The 24,845-nt window shown below is 57.2% G+C and carries 25 protein-coding genes; 11 read left to right on the top strand and 14 right to left on the bottom strand.

Features of this window, described 5'->3' with window-relative positions:
- Positions 1 to 7: 7 nt before the first annotated feature.
- The 4 genes from AR306_RS03135 (at position 8) to AR306_RS03120 (ending at position 6,625) form a co-directional block, all read left to right on the top strand.
- Positions 8 to 607 (top strand): DUF4194 domain-containing protein, encoded by a 600-nt coding sequence (locus AR306_RS03135; RefSeq protein ID WP_101496085.1) that lies wholly within the window; start codon positions 8 to 10, stop codon positions 605 to 607.
- Positions 607 to 3,999 carry an ATP-binding protein gene (locus AR306_RS03130; RefSeq protein WP_101496084.1) on the top strand — a complete coding sequence of 1,131 codons (3,393 nt, stop codon included), beginning with the start codon at positions 607 to 609 and terminating at the stop codon, positions 3,997 to 3,999. Before AR306_RS03135 ends, AR306_RS03130 begins: the two co-directional genes overlap by 1 nt.
- On the top strand, positions 3,986 to 5,191 hold the full coding sequence (locus AR306_RS03125; RefSeq protein ID WP_101496083.1) for a DUF3322 domain-containing protein: 1,206 nt from the start codon (positions 3,986 to 3,988) through the stop codon (positions 5,189 to 5,191). Before AR306_RS03130 ends, AR306_RS03125 begins: the two co-directional genes overlap by 14 nt.
- A 69-nt stretch (positions 5,192 to 5,260) precedes the next feature.
- Positions 5,261 to 6,625 (top strand): ATP-binding protein, encoded by a 1,365-nt coding sequence (locus AR306_RS03120; protein WP_240622462.1) that lies wholly within the window; start codon positions 5,261 to 5,263, stop codon positions 6,623 to 6,625.
- Between the two features lie 31 nt (positions 6,626 to 6,656).
- Here AR306_RS03120 and AR306_RS03115 read toward each other — a convergent pair whose 3' ends face one another.
- From AR306_RS03115 to tkt, 3 genes are all read right to left on the bottom strand, one after another.
- A complete protein-coding gene (locus AR306_RS03115; protein WP_101496081.1) occupies positions 6,657 to 6,929 on the bottom strand; it encodes a Txe/YoeB family addiction module toxin in 273 nt (90 codons plus the stop codon).
- Positions 6,910 to 7,182, bottom strand: a complete 273-nt coding sequence (locus AR306_RS03110) for a type II toxin-antitoxin system Phd/YefM family antitoxin (RefSeq protein WP_101496080.1) — start codon at positions 7,180 to 7,182, stop codon at positions 6,910 to 6,912. Before AR306_RS03110 ends, AR306_RS03115 begins: the two co-directional genes overlap by 20 nt.
- A gap of 156 nt (positions 7,183 to 7,338) precedes the next feature.
- Positions 7,339 to 9,336, bottom strand: a complete 1,998-nt coding sequence (tkt, locus tag AR306_RS03105; RefSeq protein WP_101496115.1) for a transketolase — start codon at positions 9,334 to 9,336, stop codon at positions 7,339 to 7,341.
- Between the two features lie 214 nt (positions 9,337 to 9,550).
- Between tkt and AR306_RS03100 the strand changes: the two genes are divergently transcribed.
- From AR306_RS03100 to metK, 3 genes are all read left to right on the top strand, one after another.
- Positions 9,551 to 11,740, top strand: a complete 2,190-nt coding sequence (locus AR306_RS03100; protein WP_206167950.1) for a hypothetical protein — start codon at positions 9,551 to 9,553, stop codon at positions 11,738 to 11,740.
- A 142-nt stretch (positions 11,741 to 11,882) separates the two neighbouring features.
- Positions 11,883 to 12,887 (top strand): ArsR/SmtB family transcription factor, encoded by a 1,005-nt coding sequence (locus tag AR306_RS03095; protein WP_101496079.1) that lies wholly within the window; start codon positions 11,883 to 11,885, stop codon positions 12,885 to 12,887.
- Entirely contained in the window at positions 12,884 to 14,074 is a 1,191-nt protein-coding gene (metK, locus tag AR306_RS03090; RefSeq protein ID WP_101496078.1) for a methionine adenosyltransferase, read from the top strand. The genes AR306_RS03095 and metK overlap by 4 nt, the downstream gene beginning before the upstream one ends.
- Positions 14,075 to 14,198: 124 nt before the next feature.
- Here the strand turns inward: metK and AR306_RS03085 are convergent, their stop codons facing one another.
- Positions 14,199 to 15,230, bottom strand: a complete 1,032-nt coding sequence (locus AR306_RS03085) for a TonB-dependent receptor plug domain-containing protein (RefSeq protein ID WP_276307454.1) — start codon at positions 15,228 to 15,230, stop codon at positions 14,199 to 14,201.
- 83 nt (positions 15,231 to 15,313) lie between these two features.
- Here AR306_RS03085 and AR306_RS03080 point away from each other — a divergent pair, with 83 nt between their 5' ends.
- A complete protein-coding gene (locus AR306_RS03080) occupies positions 15,314 to 16,351 on the top strand; it encodes an IS630 family transposase (protein WP_101496076.1) in 1,038 nt (345 codons plus the stop codon).
- A gap of 10 nt (positions 16,352 to 16,361) precedes the next feature.
- Here AR306_RS03080 and AR306_RS03075 read toward each other — a convergent pair whose 3' ends face one another.
- Positions 16,362 to 17,570, bottom strand: coding sequence for a TonB-dependent receptor plug domain-containing protein (locus AR306_RS03075; protein WP_101496075.1), 1,209 nt, complete (start codon positions 17,568 to 17,570; stop codon positions 16,362 to 16,364).
- 290 nt (positions 17,571 to 17,860) lie between these two features.
- On the opposite strand from AR306_RS03075, the gene AR306_RS03070 reads away from it, so the two are divergent.
- The 3 genes from AR306_RS03070 (at position 17,861) to AR306_RS03060 (ending at position 19,094) form a co-directional block, all read left to right on the top strand.
- Positions 17,861 to 18,136 (top strand): hypothetical protein, encoded by a 276-nt coding sequence (locus tag AR306_RS03070; RefSeq protein WP_101496074.1) that lies wholly within the window; start codon positions 17,861 to 17,863, stop codon positions 18,134 to 18,136.
- 87 nt (positions 18,137 to 18,223) lie between these two features.
- Positions 18,224 to 18,517, top strand: coding sequence for a DUF2218 domain-containing protein (locus tag AR306_RS03065; protein WP_166627891.1), 294 nt, complete (start codon positions 18,224 to 18,226; stop codon positions 18,515 to 18,517).
- Complete coding sequence (locus AR306_RS03060; RefSeq protein WP_101496072.1) at positions 18,507 to 19,094, top strand: class I SAM-dependent methyltransferase; 588 nt, start codon at positions 18,507 to 18,509, stop codon at positions 19,092 to 19,094. Before AR306_RS03065 ends, AR306_RS03060 begins: the two co-directional genes overlap by 11 nt.
- A 7-nt stretch (positions 19,095 to 19,101) precedes the next feature.
- On the opposite strand, the gene nadS is transcribed toward AR306_RS03060, so the two are convergent.
- The 9 genes from nadS to AR306_RS03015 all read right to left on the bottom strand — a co-directional run bounded on the left by nadS (position 19,102) and on the right by AR306_RS03015 (position 24,842).
- Positions 19,102 to 19,386 carry a NadS family protein gene (nadS, locus tag AR306_RS03055; protein WP_101496071.1) on the bottom strand — a complete coding sequence of 95 codons (285 nt, stop codon included), beginning with the start codon at positions 19,384 to 19,386 and terminating at the stop codon, positions 19,102 to 19,104.
- Positions 19,383 to 19,718 carry a type II toxin-antitoxin system RelE/ParE family toxin gene (locus AR306_RS03050; protein WP_101496070.1) on the bottom strand — a complete coding sequence of 112 codons (336 nt, stop codon included), beginning with the start codon at positions 19,716 to 19,718 and terminating at the stop codon, positions 19,383 to 19,385. The genes nadS and AR306_RS03050 overlap by 4 nt, the downstream gene beginning before the upstream one ends.
- A 106-nt stretch (positions 19,719 to 19,824) precedes the next feature.
- On the bottom strand, positions 19,825 to 20,589 hold the full coding sequence (locus AR306_RS03045) for an iron ABC transporter ATP-binding protein (protein ID WP_101496069.1): 765 nt from the start codon (positions 20,587 to 20,589) through the stop codon (positions 19,825 to 19,827).
- Positions 20,586 to 21,542 (bottom strand): iron chelate uptake ABC transporter family permease subunit, encoded by a 957-nt coding sequence (locus AR306_RS03040; protein WP_101496068.1) that lies wholly within the window; start codon positions 21,540 to 21,542, stop codon positions 20,586 to 20,588. Before AR306_RS03040 ends, AR306_RS03045 begins: the two co-directional genes overlap by 4 nt.
- Positions 21,533 to 22,534 (bottom strand): ABC transporter permease, encoded by a 1,002-nt coding sequence (locus tag AR306_RS03035; RefSeq protein ID WP_101496067.1) that lies wholly within the window; start codon positions 22,532 to 22,534, stop codon positions 21,533 to 21,535. The genes AR306_RS03040 and AR306_RS03035 overlap by 10 nt, the downstream gene beginning before the upstream one ends.
- Before the next feature lie 265 nt (positions 22,535 to 22,799).
- Positions 22,800 to 23,726 carry a siderophore ABC transporter substrate-binding protein gene (locus AR306_RS03030; protein WP_166627890.1) on the bottom strand — a complete coding sequence of 309 codons (927 nt, stop codon included), beginning with the start codon at positions 23,724 to 23,726 and terminating at the stop codon, positions 22,800 to 22,802.
- Between the two features lie 111 nt (positions 23,727 to 23,837).
- Positions 23,838 to 24,044, bottom strand: coding sequence for a hemin uptake protein HemP (gene hemP / locus AR306_RS03025; protein WP_101496065.1), 207 nt, complete (start codon positions 24,042 to 24,044; stop codon positions 23,838 to 23,840).
- Positions 24,031 to 24,336 (bottom strand): DUF2149 domain-containing protein, encoded by a 306-nt coding sequence (locus AR306_RS03020; protein ID WP_206167954.1) that lies wholly within the window; start codon positions 24,334 to 24,336, stop codon positions 24,031 to 24,033. The genes hemP and AR306_RS03020 overlap by 14 nt, the downstream gene beginning before the upstream one ends.
- 2 nt (positions 24,337 to 24,338) lie before the next feature.
- A complete protein-coding gene (locus AR306_RS03015; protein WP_240622460.1) occupies positions 24,339 to 24,842 on the bottom strand; it encodes a MotA/TolQ/ExbB proton channel family protein in 504 nt (167 codons plus the stop codon).
- Between the last annotated feature and the right edge of the window lie 3 nt (positions 24,843 to 24,845).

The following is a 24,845-nucleotide window of genomic DNA, read 5'->3' as shown; positions in this document are numbered from 1 at the left end:
CTCAATCATGTCCGCTTCTTTTACTCCTGTTCTTTCACCCCTGCTCATCAGTCTATTCAAAGGTGTGCTGTACCGCGAAGACGATGCTCCAGCCTGGCAAATCTTGATAGAGCAACAGACCGGCATACGTGACTACATTCAGTTATTGGGGCTGGACTTGATGCTGGACGAAGCTGAAGGCTATGCCTATCTGTGCCAGTCACAACAGGATGACGATGCCCGGACCGGCACACTGCCCAGACTAATTCCACGACGCCAGCTCAGCTATCCGGTCAGCCTACTTCTGGCCTTGCTGCGGAAAAGACTGGCCGAGTTTGATGCCAGCAGCGGAGATGCCAGACTTATTCTGTCTCGTGAGCAGCTGATCGAAATGTTGCGTCTGTTTCTGCCAGAAGGCAGCAACGAAGTACGCCTGATTGACCGCATCGACAACCATATCAACAAGGTGGTGGAACTGGGTTTCCTGCGTAAATTACGCGGCCAGCAAGATGCACTGTACGAAGTGCAGCGCATTCTCAAGGCTTTTGTCGATGCCCAGTGGCTAAATGAATTTGACCAGCGTTTGGCCGAATATGCCGTCCAGTTCAGTGCAGAGGAAGCTAAATAATGAATGATGACAGCCTGGTGCCCATGCTTGATTTTGCCTCTAGCGACGAGCACGCCGGCTTTCGCCTGCATGCCATTGAGTTGTATAACTGGGGGACGTTCCATCAACGGGTTTGGCGCTTTCCCACTGCCGGCAACAATGCCCTGCTGACCGGTGATATAGGCTCGGGCAAATCCACTCTGGTGGATGCCATTACCACCCTGCTGGTTCCGGCGCAGAAAATCGCCTATAACAAAGCTGCCGGTGCCGAAGCCAAAGAACGTACCTTGCGCTCCTATGTGCTGGGTTACTACAAGTCCGAGCGCAGTGATACCGGTACCAGCGCCAAGCCTGTGCCTCTGCGCGATCACAACAACTATTCGGTGATTCTTGGTCACTTCTATAACGAGGGGTACGATCAGCATGTTACCCTGGCGCAGGTGTTCTATATCACGGAAAGCCGTGGCCAGCCGGAACGCTTTTATGTGGTTGCTGATCAGCAACTCAGCATTACCGAGCACTTTGCCAACTTTGGCAACGACCTCAACGCCTTGCGTAAGCGGCTGCGCGACATGCCGGGGCTGATACTGGAAACCAGCTTTACCGCCTACAGTGCCGCTTTCCGCCGCCGTTTTGGCATAGACAACGACCAGGCGCTGGAGCTGTTCAGCCAAACGGTTTCCATGAAGTCCGTGGGCAACCTGACCGACTTTGTGCGCGAGCACATGCTGGAGGAGTTTCCGGTGGATGAGCGCATTCAGGCGCTGATCCAGCATTTTGATGACCTTAACCGCGCCCACGAGGCTGTACTCAAGGCCAAGCAGCAAATTGCCCTGCTGCAACCTCTGGTGCAAGACTGTCAACGCCATGCACAAGCCACTACCGAGCGTGATACCCAGGTGGCCTGCCGCGAGGCGCTGGCGCCGTGGTTTGCCGGGCTCAAGGCGGATCTGCTGGACAAGCGTCTGGCCAATCTGGCACAAGAGCTGGCTCGCCTGCAAGAACAGCAGCGCAGCCTGCAAGACCAGCAACAGCAAGGCCAGTCCCGCCGCGACGAGCTAACCCGTGCCATCGCGCAAAACGGTGGTGACCGACTGGCAGCCATCAAGGAAGAAATAGAACGTCTGCAACGGGAACAAACCAGCCGACAGGATACCGCTAGCCAGTACGACAAGCTGGCACAGCAGCTGGGCTTGCCATTGGCGCTGAGTTCAGAGCCTTTTTTGGCCAACCGTCAGTCCCTGCCTGAGCTACAGGAAGACAGCAAAAACCAGCGTGATGCAACCCAGAACCAGCACACAGAAAATGTCGTCGAGCTTAGTGGCTTGCGCCAGCAGCATGAGCAACTGGATACGGAGCTAGCCTCCCTGCGCCAGCGCCGTTCCAACCTGCCGGCACGAATGCTGGAAATCCGTACCCGACTCTGTGCGGCACTGGAGCTGCAAGACAGCCAGCTGCCCTTTGTGGGCGAGCTGTTGCAGATCCGTGATGATGCGCGGGACTGGGAGGGCGTGGCTGAACGCTTGCTGCATAATTTTGGCCTGTCCCTGCTGGTACCGGACAACCTCTACGCCAGGGTGGCTGAATGGGTAGAACAAACCCATTTGGGCGGGCGGCTGGTGTATTTCAGGGTACGCGAACGGCATACGGTCGCAGACCTCGACACCCACCCGGATTCTCTGGTGCGTAAACTGCAAATCAAACCCGATACCCAGTTCTACGACTGGCTGGAGATCGAGCTTGCCCGCCGCTTTGACTACGCCTGCTGCAACTCGCTGGAACAGTTTCGCCGCGAAGAAAAAGCAGTTACCGCCAACGGGCAGATCAAGGCCGGCCATGATCGTCACGAAAAAGACGACCGCCACCGGCTTGATGACCGCACCCGTTACATTCTGGGCTGGAGCAACGAACAAAAAATCCGGGCACTGGAAAAGCAGGTGGGTGACTTACAACTGCGCATACAAAACCTTGGCGCACAGCTAGCCGAATTGCAGCAACGCCAGAGAGAACTGGAAAACCGGATTAGTTTACTGGACAAACTGTCAATGTTTGACAGCTTTCAAAAGCTTGACTGGAAACCCTTGCAGGTACAAATCCACAATTTGACAGAAGAGCGCCAGCAACTGGAAGCCGAGTCCGACACCCTGCGCACCCTGCAAGAGCAACTGCGCCTGCTTGAAGCCGAACTGCTAACCCTGCGTGATGCTCTGGATGAGAAAAACCGCGATCTGGCACGTTGCGAACAGAAGCAAGAAGACGCACAACAAGCCGCCGAGGCGGCCCGAACGCTCTATCAGTCTGCCACGCAGGAACAGCAAACATACTTTGTCGAGCTTCCTGCTTTACGTGAACAGGCACTAGGCGAGCATAGCCTTACGGTGGAGTCATGCAGCAACAGGGAGCAAGAACTGCGTGCCTGGCTGCAAAGCAAAATAGACAACAGCAGCAAGCGGCTGGAGCGGCTAAGCCAGTCCATTGTTCAGGCCATGAGTGACTACCGCAATACCTATCCTATGGACACTCAGGAAGTCGATGCCAGCGTGGCCGCCGCAGAAGATTACCGCGCCATGCTTGCCAGTCTGGAAGAAGACGGCCTGCCGCAGTTTGAGCAGCGTTTCAAATCCATGCTGAATGAAAACATCATCAATGAAATTGCTACCTTTCAAACCCATCTACGTCGTGAAGAACAGGATATTCGCAAGCGAATTGATGAAATCAACAATTCCCTGCAAGAAATCGACTACAACCCGGGGCGATTGATTCAACTGGAAGCACAGTCCAGCGGCGATGGTGAAATCGCCAGTTTCCGCAACGACCTCAAAGCCTGTACCGAAGGCAGTCTGTCCGGCAGTCAGGATGAACAATACGCGGAAAGCAAATTCTTGCAGGTGCGTCAAATTATTGAACGCTTCCGTGGCCGTGACGGCAGTTCCGAACTTGATCGCCGCTGGACGCGCAAGGTGTGCGATGTGCGTAACTGGTTTGTCTTTTCTGCCTCGGAGCGTTGGCGCGAGGACAACAGCGAATATGAGCACTACAGCGATTCCGGCGGCAAATCCGGCGGCCAGAAAGAAAAGCTGGCCTACACGGTACTGGCCGCCAGTCTGGCTTACCGCTTTGGCCTGGAATGGGGCGCTACCCGTTCCCGATCTTTCCGCTTTGTCGTGATTGATGAAGCCTTTGGCCGAGGTTCAGATGAATCGGCACGCTATGGTCTGGAACTGTTCCGCAAGCTGAATTTGCAATTACTGATAGTTACGCCTTTGCAAAAAATCCACATTATCGAGCCCTATGTGGCCAGTGTTGGTTTTGTACACAACGAACAGGGGCGCGAATCCATGCTGCGCTGCCTGAGCATAGAGGAATACCGGGCACAGAAAGCCGAACGAGCCGACAGCCATGAGCCAGCCTGACTGGACCAGCCCTGCCGATTTGCGTAGCCAGTTGCAAAAACTCTGGGACAGGGGCGAGCTGCTGCGCTCCCGTCTGCCGCAGGCAGAACCCATGTTTCCTCTGCAACTGCGCCTGAAAAAACCAAACTCGAATGACCTTGGCACCCAATTCGAACAGGTACGCCGCTGGATTGCCCAACTGCAACTGCTGGATTCGCGCTACCGGCTGGAATACCGGGAAATCAATCATCGGCAACTGGGGCGCAACCAGATCCCGGATAGCGTCTGGATCGATCAGCCCGAAGATGCACTGCAACTGCTGGGACAACAACGGGCGGCACGCCAGTTTGAACAATTGGTTAGCGCCAGCTTGGCTCTGTTCCCTGCTCTGCATTCATGGCTGCAAAAATATCCGTTGCGGGCGCTGGAGCAAGCAGCGCACTGGCAACAAATCCTGGCGGTTTTGCAGTGGTTTTGTGCCCATCCGCACAGCCAGCTTTACCTGCGCCAACTTGATATCCCCGGTGTGGATACCAAGTTTATTGAGCTGCGCCGTGGCCTGCTCAGCGAGCTGCTCGATTTGGTGCTGCCAGCCGCTCATATTGATGAGCAATGGCGCGGTGTCAAAGGTTTCTGTCGGCGCTATGGCCTGCTGGACAAGCCCCTGCGCATCCGCATGCGCATACTGGATAACCGCCTGGCCATAGCTGGCCTTACTGACCTGGAAGTTCCGGTAGAGCAACTGGCTGGTTTGCAGTTGCCGCTGGAGCGGGTGTTTGTCACCGAAAACGAAGTCAACGCCCTGGCATTTCCCGAGCTGCCCGACTCGGTGCTGCTGTTTGGTCAGGGCTATGCGCTGGACTTGTTGGGTCACATCCCTTGGCTACAAAAACAACCTCTATACTACTGGGGCGATATCGACACCCATGGTTTTGCCATCCTCAATCGCTTGCGTACCTATCTGCCCCACGCCAAATCCATGTTGATGGATCACAGCACCCTGCTGCACCATCAGACACTCTGGGGGCAGGAACCTGCTGACACTGCCTGTACCGGCGAGCTTCCCCTGCTAACCAGCACAGAACAAAGCCTTTATCAGGCACTGCGTGAAAACAGGCTATGCAACGCCGACGGCCAACCGGTTAAAAACCTGCGCTTTGAGCAGGAACTGGTTAGCTTCAACTGGCTACAACAGTACTTGCGCCAGTTGTAAAACAAACAGATAACAGTTAAAAGATACATATTGATCAATTGGACGGAGCATGACTAAGCAATTGGACGCTTGCCTATTGAGCAATTGGACGCTACATTACTAAGCAATTGGACGGCAGCAACAGGCCATTGCATGACATATCCATACCTACCCCGATTAATGCGCAGCAGGGTGCAAGAGGCGCTTGCTGATACACCAGTCGTTTGTTTGCTTGGCCCGCGCCAGGTGGGCAAGTCCACGCTGGCTCAACGCATTGACTCAGATCGCACCTACCTTAGCCTGGATGACTCAACCCTGTTGCAAGCTGCTCGCGAGGATGCAACCGGCTTTATCGAAAGTTTGCCCGAGCGGGTAATTCTGGATGAAGTGCAGCGAGCGCCGGAACTGTTGCTGGCAATCAAGTCGGTAATTGATCGCGACCGCAAACCAGGACGTTTTTTGCTTACCGGCTCTGCCAACTTGCTATTGCTGCCGCAAATTCAGGACTCACTGGCCGGACGTATGGAAGTTGTTTATCTGCATCCGCTAACCGAACAGGAAAAGCGCCTCAGCAACACAACTCTGCTCGAACAACTGCTAACCGGCAAGCTTGGGCCGCAGATGGTGCCTGATTCAGTGCCGCTGGCTCCTGTGGCCGAGGTGTTATGCCAGGGCGGCTATCCTGAACCCAATCAACGAGCGCCGCACCGGGCGCGGCAATGGTATCGCCAGTATCTGAACGCCATTGTGCAGCGGGACGTGCAGGATATTGCGGCAATCAATGATGAAAACGGCATGTTACGCCTGATCGAACTGCTGGCATGCAGAACAGCTTGCCTGCTTAACGTCAGCAGCTTGAGTAAAGAGTTGTCACTGGAGCGCGCTACTGTCAGCAGGTATCTCGGCATTCTGGAGCGTTTGTTTTTGGTGCACCAGCTACCGGCATGGCGGCGCAATCATGCTAAACGTCTGATTAAAAGTCCGAAGTTACATCTGGTTGATACCGGGCTGGCTGCTGCATTGGCGCACTTAACGCCTGAACAATGGTTAACCGATGCAGAGCGTTTTGGTGCGTTACTGGAAAGTCATGTGGTTGAACAACTTATCGCACAGGCTGGATGGCTGGATTCCGAGCTGAGTTTTTACCATTACCGCGACAAGGATCAAGTGGAAGTTGATCTGGTGATTGAGCGCGGTTCTGAAGTCTGGGGCGTTGAAGTCAAACGCTCCGCCAGCATCCAGCCCAAGGATGCCGCTGGGCTGAACAGGCTTGCCGAGCAGGCAGGTGCAGGTTTTCGTGGTGGCATGCTGATTTATACAGGCCGCCACTGCATCAAGCTGCAAGTGCCGGGTTGCTTTGCCGTGCCCGTTGGCATGCTGTGGGGCGAGCAACCGGGGCAGCCGATCTCCAGTGCGCAGGTTTGGCAATCGTTAATAGAGAACAAAACGCTCTAATAATTTTTCTGCGACTTCATCTTCGACCTGACTACTGCCCTTCGTAATGCCCGCCAATGGCAAAGATATAGATAGCGCTATCGTCAAAACGGTAAATCAGGCGATCCTTTTGCGAGATTCGTCTTGACCACAGGCCGGACAGATTATGTTTCAACGGTTCAGGCTTGCCGGTTCCGACTCCTGGATCATCCGCCCGCAGCATTTCCGTGAGCAGCTTGCGTAGAGATTTATGCAGCAGTTTGTCTTTTTCGCGCATGGCTTCGTAGGCTTCCCAGGTATTGCCCTCAAAGACCAGCGATCTCATCCATTTGCTCCTTTGTCGGACGATATCCCTGCCCCTTGGTATGGGTAGCCATTGAGTCAGCAATTTGCTGCATCAAGCCTTGGTTTTGCAGCACATACAGGGTTTCTTGTTCACGCTCCCAGTCTTCGGCACTCATGACCACAAACGCCTCCCCTGCCCGCCGCGTAACCTTTAGCGGCTCGTGCCTGCTAACCACTTGTTCAACAAGGCTTTTCAGGTTATCCCTGAATATGTTTACACTAACCGTATCCATAACAACCTCCATCACGTACGGAATTGCCGTACAACTATAGCTGGAAGCATATTTTGCAGCAACTGGCTGGTATTTTTTCACTGCCCATAAACACAAAAGGACGGGGGGAGGCCGTAGCAAAGCCTCACCCGTCCCTTGGCATGGAACCAGAAGAAATTAACCTTCCAACAACTCCCCAGCCAGCTCCAGCACCTTGTCGACGGTAAAGCCGAACATCTCGAACAGCTCGCCGGCAGGGGCGGACTCGCCATAGGTGGTCATGCCCAGCACACGGCCATCCAGACCCACATACTTGTACCAGTAGTCGGCGTGCGCCGCCTCGATGGCGATACGGTTGCTGACTTCCAGCGGCAGCACCTGCTGGCGATAGGCGGCATCCTGCGCATCAAAGATGCTGGTGCACGGAATGGACACCACGCGCACCTTGCGGCCTTGCGCTGTCAGTGTGTTGTAGGCATTGACCGCCAGGCCGACTTCGGAACCGGTAGCAATCAGGATCAGTTCGGGGGTACCTTCACAATCACGCAGGATATAGCCACCACGTTCTATATCAGCAATCTGCTGCTCGTCGCGGCTCTGGTGATCCAGATTCTGACGGCTGAAAATCAGCGCAGAAGGGCCGCCTTTGCGCTCAAGAGCATATTTCCAGGCCACAGCGGATTCCACGGCATCGCAAGGCCGCCAGGTATCCAAGTTCGGCGTGGTGCGCAGGTTGGTCAGCTGTTCAATCGGCTGGTGGGTCGGGCCGTCTTCGCCCAGACCGATGGAGTCGTGGGTAAACACATAGAGCACACGTTGCTTCATCAGGGCCGACATGCGCACGGCGTTGCGGGCGTACTCCATGAACATCAGGAAGGTCGCACCGTAAGGGATCAGACCGCCATGCAGGGCAATGCCGTTCATGATGGCGCTCATGCCGAATTCGCGCACGCCGTAATAGACGTAATTGCCACTGGCATCCGCAGCGGAAACACCCTTGCAGCCGCTCCACAGGGTCAGGTTGGAGCCGGCCAGGTCGGCGGAGCCGCCGAGCAGTTCGGGCAGCAGCGGGCCATAGGCATTCAGGCAGTTCTGGCTGGCCTTGCGGCTGGCGATGCTTTCGCCCTTGGCGGCCACATCGGCAATGTAGGCAGCGGCCTTTTCGGCAAAATCGGCAGGCAGTTCACCCTGCATGCGACGCTCGAACTCGGCGGCCAGCTCGGGAAACTCTGCGCGATAAGCTTCGAACTTCTCCTGCCAGCCGGCCTCTGCCTTGGCACCTTGCTCTTTGGCGTCCCACTCGGCATAGATTTCGGCAGGCACCTCGAATGGCGCATAGGGCCAGTTCAGCTCCTTGCGCACCACTTCGATCTCGTCGGCACCCAGCGGCGCACCGTGGCTGCTGGCCTTGCCGCCATGCTTGGGCGAACCGAAGCCGATGGTGGTTTTGCAGCAAATCAGGGTTGGTTTGTCGCTTTCCAGCGCAGCTTCCAGCGCCACTTCAATCTCGTCGGCATCATGGCCATTGACGTTGCGGATCACGTGCCAGCCATAGGCTTCAAAGCGGCGCGGGGTGTCATCGGTGAACCAGCCGTCAACCTCGCCATCAATGGAGATGTTGTTGTCGTCATAGAAGAAGGTCAGCTTATTCAGGCCCAAAGTACCGGCCAGTGAGCAGACCTCATGCGAAATGCCTTCCATCAGGCAGCCGTCGCCGAGGAAGGCGTAGGTCTGGTGGTCGACGATGTTGTGGCCGGGGCGGTTGAACTGCGCGGCGAGGATCTTCTCCGCGAGGGCAAAACCCACGGCATTGGCGATGCCCTGACCCAGCGGACCGGTGGTGGTTTCAACCCCTGCGGTATAGCCGTATTCCGGGTGGCCCGGTGTGCGGCTGTGCAGCTGGCGGAAGTTCTTCAGGTCTTCAATGCCCAGATCGTAGCCGGTCAGATGCAGCAGCGAATAGATCAGCATCGAGCCATGACCGTTGGACAGCACAAAGCGGTCACGGTTGGCCCAGTGCGGATTGGCCGGGTTGTGCTTGAGGTAACCACGCCACAGCACTTCGGCGATATCAGCCATCCCCATGGGCGCACCCGGGTGGCCACTGTTGGCTTTCTGTACGGCATCCATACTCAGGGCGCGAATGGCGTTGGCGCGATCACGACGGCTAGACATGAAAAACTCCTGCAAACTGAAAAGAATTCCGCGCATTTTCCCCTACCTGAGCCAATAGGGCAATGTAAGAGCCAACCTTTACCACCACAGATGAAACGCCGGTTATCTGACCCATGTCTCATTTACAGGGCCACCACGCCAATTTACTGGCCTGAGCCATCTGCTTTGGCCATAATTGCTTTTTTATCGCCTTCCACTTCATCAGGTTTTTGCCATGTCAGAACAACCCCATAAATGGCGCTTTTTCCGTGCCGGCGACTTTGAGCAGCCCCTCCTCAAAAACGCAGCCGATCTGGCCGCCCTGCGCCAGCTGGACCAGAAGCTCTGGGCCACCCTCGCCTGCCCGACCGACCGGCTCAACATCAGCCACAAGTTTCTACAGCTGATGGACGAAAACGGCGATGCCCGCATCCGCGCCCCCGAAGTGCTCAACGCCATCGACTGGACACTGGCCCGCCTGAACGACCCCGACTGCCTGTTCACCCAGCGTCCGCTGACTCTGGCCGACCTGAAAGACGGCGCAGACAGCCACAGCCTGATCCTCGCCGCCCGCCGCCTGCTAAGCCTGCTCGGGCGCAACGAGGAAGACAGCCTGACAGCCGACGACACTGCCGACCCCGCCGTGATTTTCCCGCCTGACGTTGCCAATGGCGACGGCCTAGTCCCCGCGCAGCTGACCGGCGACGAAAGCCTGCAAGCGCTGATCGGCCAGATCATTGAATGCTTGGGAGAGCAAACCGACCGCAGTGGCGAGCCGGGTGTCTCTGCTGAGCAGGTCACCGAGTTCTTTGCCCAGGTCAATACCGTCAGGGAGTGGCACCAGAGCGCCAGCGCGGAAGTCAGCGAGCCATTCGGCGATGCCACTGCCAACACCATCGAAGTGCTGGAGCGCGTCAAGGACAAGATCAATGACTACTTCACCCGGGTCGAGCTGGTCGCCTATGACGCCCGTTCCGCCACCATCATGGCCGCTGATGAAGACGAGCTGGCACGACTGGGCGCAGGCAGCCTGGCCAGGCTGGACTGTCTGAAAGACCTGCCACTGGCCAATCTGGAGCAAACCGGCGGCCTGCACTTCTGCCAGGGCATCAACCCGGCCTGGCAAGCCGACGTGCAGGCATTCCGCGCACAGGTAGTCGTCCCCCTGTATGGCGACATCCAGCTGCTGGAGCGTAGCCAGTGGCAAAGCATACTGGACAAGGCCGCAGCCTACTTCGCCTGGCAGGCCGACCGCCCGGCGGTTGCCCTGCTGGAGCAGCTGCCACTGGATACCGTGCTCGCCATCAACTGCCAGCAGGAAGAGGCCCTGACCGCCCTGATCGCCAGCGACCTGGAAGTCGAAGAAGCCGCCCAGGGCTGGGTGGATCTGGACAAACTGCTCAACATGCAGCAGTACCTGGTGCCCCTGCTGAAAAACTTCGTGTCTTTCGAAGACTTCTACGGCAACCGTGAAAAAGCCATTTTCCAGGCCGGACGCCTGTTCATCGACGGCAAAAGCTGCGACCTGGTGATTGACGTGGCCGATGTGGAAGCCCACAGCGCCGTGGCCACCCAAAGCAACAGCTTCCTGATCTACTGCCACTGCGTGCGTCGTGGCCAGCCGGTGGATGGCCGCGAAGAATGCAACATCGTCGCGCTGGTCAGTGCCGGCGTTGACCATGAGCTGATGCCCGGGCGCAACGGCCTGTTCTATGACCGTGACGGCAACGACTGGGATGCCACCGTGGTCAAGGTGATCGAGAACGCCATCAGCGTACGCGAGGCATTCTGGTCGCCCTATCGCCGTATCGCGACACTGATTTCCGACCAGATCCAGAAATTTGCCGCCGGCCAGGACGACAAGCTGATCGCCAGCGCGGCCGAGCGTGTCGAAAATGGCACGACCGCTGCCCCTTTTGACATCGCCAAGTTCGCCGGTATCTTCGCCGCCATCGGGCTGGCCGTCGGCGCATTGGGAACCGCACTGGCGGCGGCATTCTCCGGCTTGCTGGCCCTGCACTGGTGGCAGTGGCCGCTGGTCATCATCGGGCTGATCGTGGTCGTCTCAGGCCCGTCCATGCTGATGGCCTGGTTCAAGCTGCGCCGTCGCAGCCTTGGCCCGATACTGGATGCCAACGGCTGGGCGGTCAACGCACAGGCCCGCATCAGCATCAACTTCGGCACCCGCCTGACCCAGACCGCCAGCCTGCCCAAAGGCTCCGGCAGCCTGCGCGACCCTTACGCCCGCAAGAGCCCGCTGCGCTGGATTGTGCCGCTGATTGCTCTTGTACTGGCCGGCGCTGCCTGGTACTTCGTTGCCGGCCCGGGTACCACACTGCTAAAACCGGATGGGCCTGCTGTAACCGGACAGGTCGACAAACCGGCCACCCCGCCGGTGATAACAGAAGAGATTGCGGAAGAATAATGCACGCATGGCCTGGTTGCGACCTGTCGCAGCCAGGCCTTTCCAGCCAGCAACCCCGCCCTTCTCTCAAGCAAAACCAATCAATATCAATTTTTTTTGATACAGCATTGCAGCACATCATGGTTCGCTTTACACTGCGCCCATGACCAGCCCTGTTTCAGACGAAAATCACAGCATTGCCTCACTGGCCGCTTTCTGCAAAGCAGCCGGCGATCCCTTGCGCCTGAGCATTTTGCGTGTACTGAGCAAGAACTCCTTTGGCGTACTGGAGCTGGCACACATCTTTGACATGGGCCAGTCCGGCATCAGCCACCATCTGAAGGTATTGACCAAAGCAGGCTGGGTTGCCACTCGCCGTGAAGGCAACGCGATTTTCTACCGCCGCAACCTCGCTTCCAACTCCGGCTTGCAGCATACGCTCCTGACACAACTCGATACCCTGTTGCTGCCGCCTGACGTGCAAGCCCGCATCGCCGAAATCCACCATGAGCGGGCCAGCGCCAGCCAGGCTTTCTTCCAGCGCAGTGCGCAAAGCTTCAAGGAACAGCAAGAGCTGATTGCCAGCCTGCACCAGTACCAAGACAGCCTGGCCGGCCTGCTGGACAGCCAGAACTTTCCAGACACCGCGACAGCACTGGAAATCGGCCCCGGCAACGGCAACCTGCTGCCCGAGCTGGCCGGGCGTTTTGCCCGCGTAACGGCCATTGATAACAGCACTTCCATGCTTGAGCTGGCCCGGAAACACTGTGATGAGCAGAAACTGCAGAACATCGAGTTCCTGCTGGCCGATGCCCTGGCCATCGAGTTGCCACAAGCCGATTGCGTATTGTTGAACATGGTCCTGCACCATCTGCCAGCACCGGCCAGTGCCCTCGAACACATTACCCACGCCGTCAAGCCCGGCGGCAGCCTGATCCTCAGCGAGCTTTGCGCCCACGACCAGGCCTGGGCGCAACAGGCCTGCGGCGACCTCTGGCTGGGCTTCGAGCAAAACGAGCTGAGCCAGTGGGCCTGTCAGGCCGGGTTGGTGCCGGGCGACAGTATTTACCTTGGCCTGAAAAACGGCTTTCAAATCCAGCTGCGGCAATTCGCCAAGCCCGCAGACACTCAACACAACCTGAACAACAACGGAGACGCCAGTCAATGAGCGAATATTCCATCTTTACCTCCGAGTCGGTCTCCGAAGGCCATCCGGATAAAATTGCCGACCAGATTTCCGATGCGGTGCTGGATGCCATCATCAGTGAAGACAAGAACGCCCGCGTGGCCTGCGAGACTCTGGTCAAAACCGGCGTGGCGATCATTGCCGGCGAGATCAGCACCAGCGCCTGGATCGATCTGGAACAGCTGGTACGTGACGTGATTAGCGGTATCGGCTACAACAGCTCCGATGTCGGCTATGACGGCGCCACCTGCGGCATCGTCAACATCATCGGCAAGCAGTCGTCCGACATTGCCCAGGGCGTGGACCGCGCCAGTCTGGAAGACCAGGGTGCCGGCGACCAGGGCCTGATGTTCGGCTATGCCAGCAACGAGACCGATGTGCTGATGCCCGCCCCGATCACCTACGCCCACCGCCTGATGGAGCGCCAGGCCGAGGCCCGCAAGAACGGCCTGCTGCCATGGTTGCGCCCGGATGCCAAGAGCCAGGTTACCTGCCGCTACGAAAACGGCAAGGTGGTCGGCATTGATGCGGTTGTGCTATCCACCCAGCACAACCCCGACATCAGCCAGAAGGATCTGCAAGAAGCGGTGATGGAACTGATCGTCAAGCACACCCTGCCTGCCGAACTGCTGCACAAGGACACCCGGTTCCATATCAACCCGACCGGCAATTTCGTGATTGGCGGCCCGGTCGGTGACTGTGGCCTGACCGGCCGCAAGATCATCGTCGATACCTACGGCGGCATGGCACGCCATGGTGGCGGTGCATTCTCCGGCAAGGACCCGTCCAAGGTGGACCGCAGCGCCGCCTATGTCAGTCGCTATGTGGCGAAGAACATTGTTGCTGCCGGTCTGGCCGACAAGTGCGAAATCCAGGTGTCCTACGCCATCGGCGTGGCGCAGCCGACCTCGATCTCCCTCAATACCTTCGGCACCGGCAAGCTCGACGACGAGCGCATCGTGCAGCTGGTACGCGAAACCTTCGACCTGCGCCCCTACGCCATTACCCGCCTGCTGGACCTGCTGCACCCGATGTACCAGCCAACGGCAGCCTATGGCCACTTTGGCCGCAACCCCTATGAAATGACCTATGGTGACGATACCTTCACCGCCTTCACCTGGGAGAAAACCGACCGCGCCGAAGAGCTGCGCTCGCTCGCTGGACTATAACCTCACTGTAGGTGCGAATTTATTCGCACATCGGGTTTCGTGTATAGAAGTGTGCGAATAAATTCGCACCTACAAAAAAGCCCCGCTCTGGATTGCAGAGCGGGGCTTTTTGTTTCCAGCGTTATTACAGGCTGGTATTGAAGGTTACGACAAAATTGCGGCCGGTAGCGGGCATTTCATCCACCGACGCACGGTAATGGCGGTTGTTCAGGTTGTTCAGGTGCAGCGCCAGACGGTGTTGGCCTTCGTCGCCGAAATTGCCGCCAACGGCAAAGTTAAGCGTGCTCCAGCCGGACAAATGACGAGACACCTTGCCGGATTTTTCGATCTCGCGCTCCTTCTTGTCGGTCTTGCTGGCTGCCTGGACAAAACCGTCGGCCCACAAGTCGGTACCGGCGAAGCTGCGCTCGTAGCGCACACCGAGCTGGCCCGAAATAGCCGGCACATCAGTCTTGTAGGTGGAGAAATCATCCATGGTCACCTTGCGGCGCATTAGCGTAGTAGTCAGGTAAGGCGTGTACGGAGTGTCTTCAATCCAGTATTCGGCCAGCAGTTCCAGACCATAGCTTTTTGCCTTGTCGGCGTTGACGTAGATGTCACCGCCGGTACAGCTGTGGCCGTTGGCGCAGCTCTCGAAGGTGATATATTGCTTGGATTTGGTGTAGAACAGGGTACCGTCAAAGACCACGCCACGGTTCTGGTAACGCAGCCCCAGCTCGTAGTTCTGCGAGCGCTCCGGACTCAGGTCCGGGTTGCCATGCAGGGTGATGCCACGGCCGGCACGCGAATCGGTGAATTGTTCCAGCAGGGTAGGCATAACATAGCCTTCAGAATAACCGGCCCTGATGGTGGTGTGATCCAGCCCGGTCCAGGTCAGACCAAGGGATTTGACGAAACGGCTATGGGTGCTGTTTTCACCAGCTTTGTGCTTGCCACCGCTGGTTTTCTCAAGCTCAGAGTTGACATGATAATAACGCACGCCGGCTATGAGCTTGAAGTCATTGGGCAAGGTCCACTCATCCTGCATGAAGGCGGAGGCGGTTTGCATGGTGGCTTTGTCGAAGTTGACAGAATCACCCACTTTCAAAGGAAAACGATTTGCAGGCGGCAGAGCTCCGACATATGACGATGGTGGTACAACTTTTAACAGATGCACTTGGTTACTTTTATCGGTTTCCAGCTCATCTTTTAGATATTAATGCGGCAATCTAATAGAGCATAGTGTATAATCTCAACATTATGAAAATAGATGCCCGAAAACTGAGTCCTGAAGAGCAGCGTGAAAAGCGAACTATCGCTTTGCGCATGCGTGAACAGGGCTATACATTTAAAGCCACTGCTGAAGCAGTGGGTGTTCACATGCGCACTGTCGCTAAATGGACTGAAACAGCAGCACAAGAAGGTAAACAGGCGGCCATTAAAGGTGGTCAGCGTGGAGCCAAAGCCGGTGAGCGGCGCAGCTTGAGCAGTAGTCAGGAAGTTCTCATTCAGACGCTGATTACCGACAAAATGCCCGACCAGCTCAAGTTGGGTTTTGCTCTGTGGACACGCGATGCGGTGCGCGAGCTGATTCAGGAACGCTGCGACTTTCTGATGCCGGTACGTACTGTAGGCGAGTACCTCAAGCGCTGGGGTTACACTCCACAGCGTCCGCTAAAGCGGGCTTATCAGCAGAATCCAAAGGTGGTGCAGCGCTGGCTGGATGAGGAATATCCGCTGATTGCCCAGCGTGCAAAGGTCGAAAACGCCGAAATCCAGTGGGCTGACGAGACTGGAGTACGTAGCGACAGCCACGGTGGCCGCAGCTTTGCACCGGCAGGCAAGACACCAGTACGACTGGTTAGCGGTAGCCGGTTTGCAACCAATATGATTTCTAGTGTTACCAACCGAGGTAAATTGCGCTTCATGATGTACCGGGAAACGATGACATCCCAGGTGTTGATTCGCTTTCTGGATCGCCTTGTTCGCGGCTCGGAAGGCAGAAAAATATTTCTGATTCTCGATAACCTGCGAGTGCACCACAGCAAGAAAGTCGCAGCTTGGGTCGAGGCCAGAAAAGAGCAAATTGAGTTATTTTTTCTGCCCGCTTATGCGCCAGAGCTCAATCCAGACGAATACCTGAACGGCGACCTTAAACAACAGTTAAAAACTGGCAGGGCTGCGCGTACGCAGGCTGAACTTGAAGAGCGGGTTCGTTCAATACTAAGGCGTATCCAGCGGAGGCCGGGACGAGTTTCTTCTTACTTCCGACACCCCAAGATTGCTTATGCCGCCTGATATGGCCTATTTAATTGCCGAGGTAATATTGTAAACCAGCTACTGTGTAATGATCTTCGTGAAGGGCAAGATCAATCTGTGTGCTGCCACCAAAGGTTTTGGTTGTGTCTTTTGAGCTTGAAGCCATGCTTAAAGCAATCTGCGAAGGTGGGAGCGGGCTACCAAACAATTCATAGACCACATCATCCCCTTCCAGGCGGATGAAGTTGTCAAACTCGCGATCGACCTTCTGATAAAACACATCAGCACTAACCTTGCGCACAAGCGGGCTCAAATCAGTGCCCTCGTAGTACAAGCCGGCTTTTTTCAAATCACGCTTGGGCAGGTTGGCATTGAACTGGGTCACATCGATATGACCTGCCGAAACCGAGTTCACGATTCCCGCCGCTGGCAATCCCTTCACCAGCGAGAAGTTGTCTTCCCAGCCATCCGCTTTCAGCCGGTGCTCATTGGCCTTGAACGACAGGTAGTGGTTCTCGCGCTCACCCAGCTTCATGCCAAGGTGCAGACTGGCGTCCTTGTTTTCGGAGCCGGAGTTGGGCAGCTTGGTGCTGTCCGGGCTATGACGACCCTTGGCCACGCGGCGGTCCTTGTGGTCATCACCACTCACTGCCAAACGATAATCAAAACGGTCCAGCGTACCGGACACCGCCGCCGAAGCCTGCTTGCCCTTGCTGCCACTGAAGTAACCCGCACCCAGCTCGACCACTACCGGATCGGTTGCGCCTTTCTTGGTGATCACGTTGATCACGCCACCAATCGCCTTGGCACCGTGCATCACCGAGGCCGGGCCACGCACCACCTCGATACGCTCGATATTGGACGGATCAATCAGGAAAGGCGCACCAAAGGAGCTGTGGTCGGTCATCTCCTGGCCATCAACTAGAATCACCACACGGTTGGACTGCTCGCCACGGATGCGGATGCGCTTCATGCCGGCCACGGCGGTATCCACCACCGAAACACCGGGCACGTCACGCAGCAACTCGGCCACGCTGTCGGCACCGCGTTTCTCGATCTGCTCGCGCTCGACCACCGACACCGACGCCGGGTTGTCACGCACCGTGGTTTCGGTACGGGTACCCACTACAGTCATGGTATCCAGAAGAGTGGTTTTTTCCTGTGCGTGCGCAGCCATCAAGGGGGTAATCGCGGCGGCAATCACTACGGCAAGTCGGGTTCGGTTCATGGGTAAAAGCTCGTGAAAATTCAATGTCATGGTCAGAAATCCGGTGCATTCTAACAGCTACAGCACGCGGTTTCCTTGCTGCAGATCGGTCGACATGTCCCCGGACAAGAATGGTGATCTTTCGCAGCAAAGCGGGATGGCACACTAACATTGATGATAATCATTATCAATAATATCCGGTGGTTTTTATCGCTGCGCCACCCTGTTATGCGATCTCCAATATGTTCGCCAAAATCGGTTACGGCAATTGCAGAATCAGCTTGCAATTATAGATAATGAGAATTATTCTCGTTATGTTTTTTGACTGTTGGAGAATCCGCATGACCTACTTCATCAACGCTTGGCTGGAACGTCCCCAGCCTTATCTGCAAGTCATCCATCGCGACAGTGGCCGGGTTTGCGTGGACTTTCCCGCCCCGGTACTGGAGGAACTGTGCCGCAACGGCGACATCTGCCCCGGTGACCTGCGCACCAGCACCGCCTCGGCAACCAAGGAAGTCGTGCGCCATCTGTTCCACATGGCCACCCTCAATGGTTGCCGCGTTGCACGATTCAGCGCCGCGCACAAATACTCCGGCCAGTCAGCCGGTGCATGATATTGTGCACAACAGTGTTCCATTTTTACGGCTTGCATTATAAAAGATAATCATTAGCATTAATGCCAATATTTTATGGGAACCTACATGCTGACTACCTACGCCACCCTCGACACCAGCGAAGCCCATCGTCTCATCAAACGCCTGTGCGCCCACTGGTCGCACAAACTCACCGTGGAAGCGGAAGACGGTCTGGGCCGTATAGACTTTGGCGAAAGCCGCTGCCTGCTGACAGCCGATACCGAACGGCTGCACATCAAGCTTGACTGCCCTGACGAGGCAGCTTCCGGGCGCATGCAGCAGGTGGTATTTGATCACCTCAAACGCATGGCAAAAGCCGAGCTGGCCGAGCCGCTCTGGAGCAGCAGCAATGTGGAATGAGGTCTACAGTGGTGACGACTATTATTACGGCACCAGCCCCAACGACTTCCTGGCGGAACACATCGGCAAGCTGTCCGGGCGTATCTTGAGCCTGGCCGAAGGCGAAGGCCGCAATGCGGTATTCATGGCCGAACAGGGGCTGGATGTGTGGGCGGTAGACGGCTCGGAAACCGGTCTGGCAAAAGCCCGCACGCTGGCCGCCAGTCGCAATGTCAATTTTGATACCGAAGTGGCGGACCTGAACGACTTTGCACCGCCCGCCGGCAGCATTCAGGGTGCTGTTTCGATCTTTGCCCACTTGCCCGGAGCAGCCCGCCGCCAGCTGCATCAAAGGGTCGAGCAGGCACTGCAACCCGGCGGCATCTTTCTGCTGGAAGGCTACAGTCAGGCACAACTACCGCGCAGCACCGGCGGCCCGAAAAATCCCGACATGCTGTTCAGTCTGGATGAACTGCTGAAAGATTTTTCCAACTCGGACATGCTGCTCGGTCAGGAAATCGAGCGCGAAGTGCTGGAAGGTCGTGGCCACACCGGCGTGGCCAGTGTGGTGCAGTTGATCATGCGCAAGCGCGGCTGATGCCGGATCACTGCCGGGCGAGCTGGTAATACAGGTCGTGATCTTCCTGTATGGCAGCCAGCACCCTGGCCGCCAGCCCGGTTGGATTACGCCGCCGGGATTCCCAGCTTTTAATGGTATCCACACTGGTGCCCAGTGCTGCAGCGAAGTCGGCCTGGGAGACATCCAGCTGCTTGCGGATGGCTTTGACATCCGCCATGTCATAGCGTGTGCAGCGGCCCGCTTGCTGCGTGCCCTGCTCGATGGCGACTGCCTCTTTCAATGAGGCTTCAAGATCGGTAAAAAAAGTCATGGCTTTTCTCCTTTCAACTGACGGGCCAGCGCCTTTAAAACGTCCAGTTCACTGGCAGACAAGGTATCCCGCTGCGACTTGGGGTAGGCCAGCAACAAATAAATCCGTTGCGCATGCCGCCAGTAATAGATAACACGAATACTGCCGCTTTTACCCGCGTTTGCCGTGGCCATACGCACCTTGCGCAAACCGCCACTGCCCTTGATCAGACTCCCCTTGTCGGGTTGCCCAATCAGCTCGGCCTGCAACACCCGCAGCTCGTCATCGGTTGCCAGCTCATCTATCTGACGCGTAAACACGCTGGTTTCCACGAACTCCATAGCCTGATTCATGCTTCATCCCTGACAACAAAACGGGTACATAGTACACCCCCTCTACTTAAGCTGCAAACCATGCCGGAGCCAGGTTATTGTCGGGTCAAACCCGGCAATAACCTATTTACCCCATCCTGAAATACACACAAATACGCTGGCCATTCAGCTCGTGCACCTGCATGGGGATCTCGTACAGCTCGCTGAGGATCTCGTCGCGCATCACCTCGTCCGGCGTGCCCTGCCAGGCCAGCTTGCCGCCACGCATGGCGATGATGTGGTCGCTGTAGCAAGAGGCAAAATTGATGTCGTGCAGCACCACCACCACGGTCTTGCCCTTTTCGTCGGCGGCACGGCGCAGCAGCTGCATCATGTCCACCGCAAAGCGCATGTCAATATTGTTGAGTGGCTCATCGAGCAACACGTAGTCGGTGTCCTGGCACATCACCATAGCGACATAGGCACGCTGGCGCTGACCGCCGGACAATTCGTCCAGATGACGATCCTGAAACTCATTCAGGCTGAGGTAGTCCAGCGCCTCGTCGATGTGATGCTGGTCTTCTGCGGTCAGGCGTCCGCCGCTGTGCGGAAAACGGCCAAACGCCACCAGATCACGCACGCTCAGGCGCAGGCTGGTCTGGTTGTGCTGACGCAGGATCGACAGCCGTTTAGCCAGTTCCGGCCCGGGCGTGCGGGTGACATCCATGCCGTCAATTTCCACGCTGCCGGCGCTCATCGGCGTCAGCCGGCTGATCATCGACAGCAAGGTGGACTTGCCGGCACCATTGGGCCCAATGATCGCGGTGACGCCGCCGCGGGGAATCTGCAGACTGACATCCTGCACCACCAGGCGTTCGTTATACCGCTTGCTCAGGGTTTTGGCTTCGATCATTCCCGCACTCCACGCAACAACAACAGGATAAACAACACACCGCCGCACAGCTCCAGCAGCATGACAAAGGGCAGACGACTTTGCAGTATTTGCTCAACCAGCAACTGCCCGCCGACCAGACAAACCACCGCCACCAGCACGGTGGTCACCAAGGTCCAGCTGTGCTGGTGGGTGCCGCTGATCCAGTAAGCCAGGTTGGTGGCCAGCAGACCAAAAAACAGCATCGGCCCCACCAGCGCAGTACTCACCGACACCAGCACGCTGGCCACCACCAGCAACAGGGTCACGGTACGCCGGTACGACACGCCGAGATTGATGGCGACATCGCGGCCCAGGTTGAGCACATCCAGTCGCCGGCGCTGGGTAAACACTAGTGTCACACACCCCAGCGTCAGCACCAGTGCGACCCACAACAACGACAGGTTGATACGGCTGAAGCTGGCGATGCTGCGCCCGGACTGGATGGAAAACTCGGTTGGGTCCAGCACCCGCAGCGCCAATTCAGTCAACTCGCGAAACAGCAGGCCGCCCAGCATGCCAAGCAGGATCAGCAAATGTAGCCCACGCACCGAATCGCCAAACAGCAGGCGGAACAGCACCAGCGCAATGCCGGCCATCAGCAGCACATCCAGCACGAACACCACGGCCGGCATGCTGCCCAGCCCCAGTCGCGCCCAGAATGCCAGCCCCAGTGCATGCACCAGCACATAGAGCACATCAAAGCCCATCAACGACGGGGTGAGGATGCGACTGTGAGTCAGGGTCTGGAATACCAGTGTGGACACACCCATGGCCACTGCCACCAGCAACATGGCCAGCAGACGGCTGCCACGGTATTCAATAATGAAGGCCCAGTCGCTCTGCACATTCCAGGTCATGAAACCGACGATGCTTAAAACGGCCAGTACGGCGACGAGCAGCAAGCGCCAGCGGGCGGCAGTGGTCAGGCCCATTGTCTGCGCCCCCGTAGCAAAATCACGATGAACACCAGGCTGCCGACAATCGCCAGCAGATTGGCCGAGGGCACCTCATAAGGATGGATCAGCAGGCGGCCCAGCAAGTCGGCGACCAGCATCAGCGCCGCACCGCACAGCGCCACCAGCACAATGCCGCGGCGCATATTGTCGCCCACCAGCGCTCGCACCAGATTGGGTACCACCAGCCCAACAAAAGGCAGCGCACCGGCAGTGATCACCACGCTGGCACTGATCAGCGACACCATCAGCACGCCCAGCACCATCAGCGCCGCGTAATTGATGCCGACGTTGGTGGCAAAGTCCTTGCCCATGCCGATCACGGTGAAGCGGTCGGCCAACAGCATGGCCAATACGGTCATGCCGGCGGCAACCCACAACAGCTCGTAACGGCCGCGCAAAATGGCGGAAAAATCACCGCTGTTCCAGGCCCTTAATGCCTGGCCCAGCTCGAACAGGCTGGCCACCAGGCCGCTACCGCTGGCCAGCACCGCGCTGAGCACCAGCCCCACCAGCGGCACGATCAGCGCCGAACGCAGCGGAATGCGTTGCAAAATTGCCAGAAACAGCCAGCTGCCCAGTGCCGCACAGACACTGACCAGCACGAACTTGAGCCACAGCGCCATGCCTGGATTAATCAACGCCGCCAGCAGCATGCCGAAGCTGGCCGCGCTGAAAGTGCCGACCGTGCCCGGTTCGACCAGCCGGTTACGCGCCAGCATCTGCATCAGCAGACCGGCCACCGCCAGCCCGGCACCGGCCAGAGTCAGCGCGACGGTACGCGGCAAGCGGCTGGCAAACAGCACCCGCGTCACGCGGTCATCGGGCTGGGTCAGCAGGTGCAGCAGCTTCATCTGGCTGGCACCGGTATTCAGGCTGGCCAGCGCCAGCAGGATGACCAGCAACGCGGCACCGCAGGTGAGCAAAAGAGCACAGCGTCCCGTGGACGCCGTTGAGGATGAAGTGGTCATGGATTTGTCTTTATGCAGTTACCCTTCTTGCCGGGTTCTGTGTGCGAATGAATTCGCACCTACAAAAACTTAGTATGCGAATGGTTGTGCGCACCTACAAAACACTTGACGTGCGAATGGTTATGCGTAGGTTCGAATTCATTCGAACAACCCGGCAAAGCCGGGCTGTAGAAGCTAATGTGCGAACAAATATTTTGCGGCCACGCTAATGTGCGAATGAATTCGCACCTACAGATGCGAACAATCACAGATTCCGGGCATGAGTTTACTTGTCGCCAAACACGTCCAGCAGCTGATTGATGTTGCTTTGCAGCACGCGGGCACCGCTGCTGTCGAGCAGGTACCAGGCTTCCGGATCAAGGTAGATAATCTGCTGCTTGCTGCCGGCTGTGGTCACCGCCACCAGTTCGTTGTCCATCATCTGTTTGGCAGCCACGCCTTCACGGCCGATGGCAGCGTCACGGTCCATGACAAACAGCCAGTCCGGGTTGGCTTCCAGGATGAACTCGTAGGACACCGACTGGCCATGGCGGCCGACGGCTAAATCCTTGGCGGCCATGTCCATGCCGAACACGTCATGGATCAGACCGAAACGGGTGCCGATACCAAAGGCAGCCATCTTGCCGCCGGTGGTGAGCAGGGTCAGGCCGGTGCCCTGTTTGGCGGTCAGCTGTTGCAGTTTGGCGACTGACTCATTCAGCTCGGCAGCCACTTTGGCGGCTTCATCCTGACGCTCGAAGATCTCGCCCAGCAGCTCGGTGTGGCGTACCACACTGCCCAGCAGATCTTTAGGGTCCGGAGTCAGGTCCAGGGTCGGACCGTATTTGGACGCTTCCTCGAAGTGGCCTGCGGCACGGCGGCCGAGGATGATCAGATCGGGCTTGAGGTTCTTGATCGCTTCGAAATCCGGCTCAAACAATGTACCGATGCGGACAAATTTGGCATCCGCATACTGTGGCAGCACGCTGGGCAGGATGTTGCCACCGGGAATGCCTTGAGCCTCAACGCCCAACGCAGCCATGGTATCCAGCGTGGACCAGTCCAGCACAGCAACGGTTTTCGGGTTTTGCTCAACCTGCGTCTCGCCCTGGCTGTGCTTGATGGTCAGGGTGGCAGCAGCGGCCGGCAACTGCATGGCCAGCAGCAGGGCCGGTACGGAAAACAGCTTGAACAATGAAGACTTGATGCGCATGGATCTCTCCTGGATAAGAGTTGGCAGCCGCATGGGCCATAACGCTCGACATGGTATGCGAACCATTATCATTTGCAAGCTATTTACAGTTTATTTACTGCCAGCAGCCGCTTATTTGGTCAGTATCAGCTTGTTTTGTCGGGTCAGGCGCAGACTATAGCGGCAATCGTTGTGCACAATAATCAGCTCGCCCTCCTCTCCCAGCAACTCGTTACTGGTGAGCACACGCCGGCTCTGTAGGCCACTGCATGCACCGTGCTGGCTGTTGCCAGGCTGCGCAAGGGTACGTAACAACCCCCGTACATCATTCTGGCACATAGATCATGCTCCCATCTTTCATGCGATAGGTGATGCCAGCCTTGGCACCTTCCCCTTCGCCCATATCACCGCTGGATTTGTAGTGCTCCAGCACTTCGCCCTTTTTAATGACCACTTCCATGGTGTCTTCCCCCGGGTTCTTTACCAGGGTGAAGTTCTCCTGCATGAAGGGGTTGAGCGGATTACTGGCCACAGTCAGCAGCAGTGCGGCAATCACTACCAGAAACACATCTATCAGGTTGACCACCGACAGAATGGGGTCGTCGGCATCGGCATCCTCGATCAGGCGCAGACTCATGGTTGCAGCTCCTGCTTCTGACGCAACTGCTCGATCTCCACCATTTCTTCGGCGTACCAGCGGCGGCGCACGTTGACGACCCAGTAAGTCAATGACGCGGCGATCAGGGACAGGATGACAGCCGAAAACGCCACGGTCAGGTTGTCACTGGCCTGTGACAGATCACCGCCAGACAGGGACTTGAGAGCTGGCCCCATCGGAATCATGGTTGCCACCAGCCCCAGCATGGGCGTGACACGAGTAACGATACGCGGAGCTTCCAGCCGCTTGAAGGCCTGGGTTTCCAGCTCGGTATCCGTCATGGCCGGATTGTTCTGCCAACTGTAGAGCAAATCAAACGCGCCCCTCATACCTTGCTGACGCTGACGGCGCTGCCAGATAAATACACCAACGGCATAAAATGCATAGACAAACAGCACAATCACCGCCAACAAAATGGGCAACATGAACAACTGGCTGGCCTTGTACAGGGCCGTTTCAACAACTAACTGCAATGACATCAA

Source organism: Thiopseudomonas denitrificans (assembly GCF_002866065.1).
Classification (GTDB): Bacteria; Pseudomonadota; Gammaproteobacteria; order Pseudomonadales; family Pseudomonadaceae; genus Thiopseudomonas; species Thiopseudomonas denitrificans.
This window is presented reverse-complemented; position numbering and strand designations above follow the sequence as displayed.

Bases quoted from the DNA above. Each gene is read 5' to 3' on its own strand.
- AR306_RS03135 (WP_101496085.1), top strand. From the start codon at position 8: ATGTCCGCTTCTTTTACTCCTGTTCTTTCACCCCTGCTCATCAGTCTA.
- AR306_RS03130 (WP_101496084.1), top strand. From the start codon at position 607: ATGAATGATGACAGCCTGGTGCCCATGCTTGATTTTGCCTCTAGCGAC.
- AR306_RS03125 (WP_101496083.1), top strand. From the start codon at position 3,986: ATGAGCCAGCCTGACTGGACCAGCCCTGCCGATTTGCGTAGCCAGTTG.
- AR306_RS03115 (WP_101496081.1), bottom strand. From the start codon at position 6,929: ATGAGATCGCTGGTCTTTGAGGGCAATACCTGGGAAGCCTACGAAGCC.
- AR306_RS03110 (WP_101496080.1), bottom strand. From the start codon at position 7,182: ATGGATACGGTTAGTGTAAACATATTCAGGGATAACCTGAAAAGCCTT.
- tkt (WP_101496115.1), bottom strand. From the start codon at position 9,336: ATGTCTAGCCGTCGTGATCGCGCCAACGCCATTCGCGCCCTGAGTATG.
- AR306_RS03100 (WP_206167950.1), top strand. From the start codon at position 9,551: ATGTCAGAACAACCCCATAAATGGCGCTTTTTCCGTGCCGGCGACTTT.
- AR306_RS03095 (WP_101496079.1), top strand. From the start codon at position 11,883: ATGACCAGCCCTGTTTCAGACGAAAATCACAGCATTGCCTCACTGGCC.
- metK (WP_101496078.1), top strand. From the start codon at position 12,884: ATGAGCGAATATTCCATCTTTACCTCCGAGTCGGTCTCCGAAGGCCAT.
- AR306_RS03080 (WP_101496076.1), top strand. From the start codon at position 15,314: ATGAAAATAGATGCCCGAAAACTGAGTCCTGAAGAGCAGCGTGAAAAG.
- AR306_RS03075 (WP_101496075.1), bottom strand. From the start codon at position 17,570: ATGACATTGAATTTTCACGAGCTTTTACCCATGAACCGAACCCGACTT.
- AR306_RS03070 (WP_101496074.1), top strand. From the start codon at position 17,861: ATGACCTACTTCATCAACGCTTGGCTGGAACGTCCCCAGCCTTATCTG.
- AR306_RS03065 (WP_166627891.1), top strand. From the start codon at position 18,224: ATGCTGACTACCTACGCCACCCTCGACACCAGCGAAGCCCATCGTCTC.
- AR306_RS03060 (WP_101496072.1), top strand. From the start codon at position 18,507: ATGTGGAATGAGGTCTACAGTGGTGACGACTATTATTACGGCACCAGC.
- nadS (WP_101496071.1), bottom strand. From the start codon at position 19,386: ATGACTTTTTTTACCGATCTTGAAGCCTCATTGAAAGAGGCAGTCGCC.
- AR306_RS03050 (WP_101496070.1), bottom strand. From the start codon at position 19,718: ATGAATCAGGCTATGGAGTTCGTGGAAACCAGCGTGTTTACGCGTCAG.
- AR306_RS03045 (WP_101496069.1), bottom strand. From the start codon at position 20,589: ATGATCGAAGCCAAAACCCTGAGCAAGCGGTATAACGAACGCCTGGTG.
- AR306_RS03040 (WP_101496068.1), bottom strand. From the start codon at position 21,542: ATGGGCCTGACCACTGCCGCCCGCTGGCGCTTGCTGCTCGTCGCCGTA.
- AR306_RS03035 (WP_101496067.1), bottom strand. From the start codon at position 22,534: ATGACCACTTCATCCTCAACGGCGTCCACGGGACGCTGTGCTCTTTTG.
- AR306_RS03030 (WP_166627890.1), bottom strand. From the start codon at position 23,726: ATGCGCATCAAGTCTTCATTGTTCAAGCTGTTTTCCGTACCGGCCCTG.
- hemP (WP_101496065.1), bottom strand. From the start codon at position 24,044: ATGTGCCAGAATGATGTACGGGGGTTGTTACGTACCCTTGCGCAGCCT.
- AR306_RS03015 (WP_240622460.1), bottom strand. From the start codon at position 24,842: ATGTCATTGCAGTTAGTTGTTGAAACGGCCCTGTACAAGGCCAGCCAG.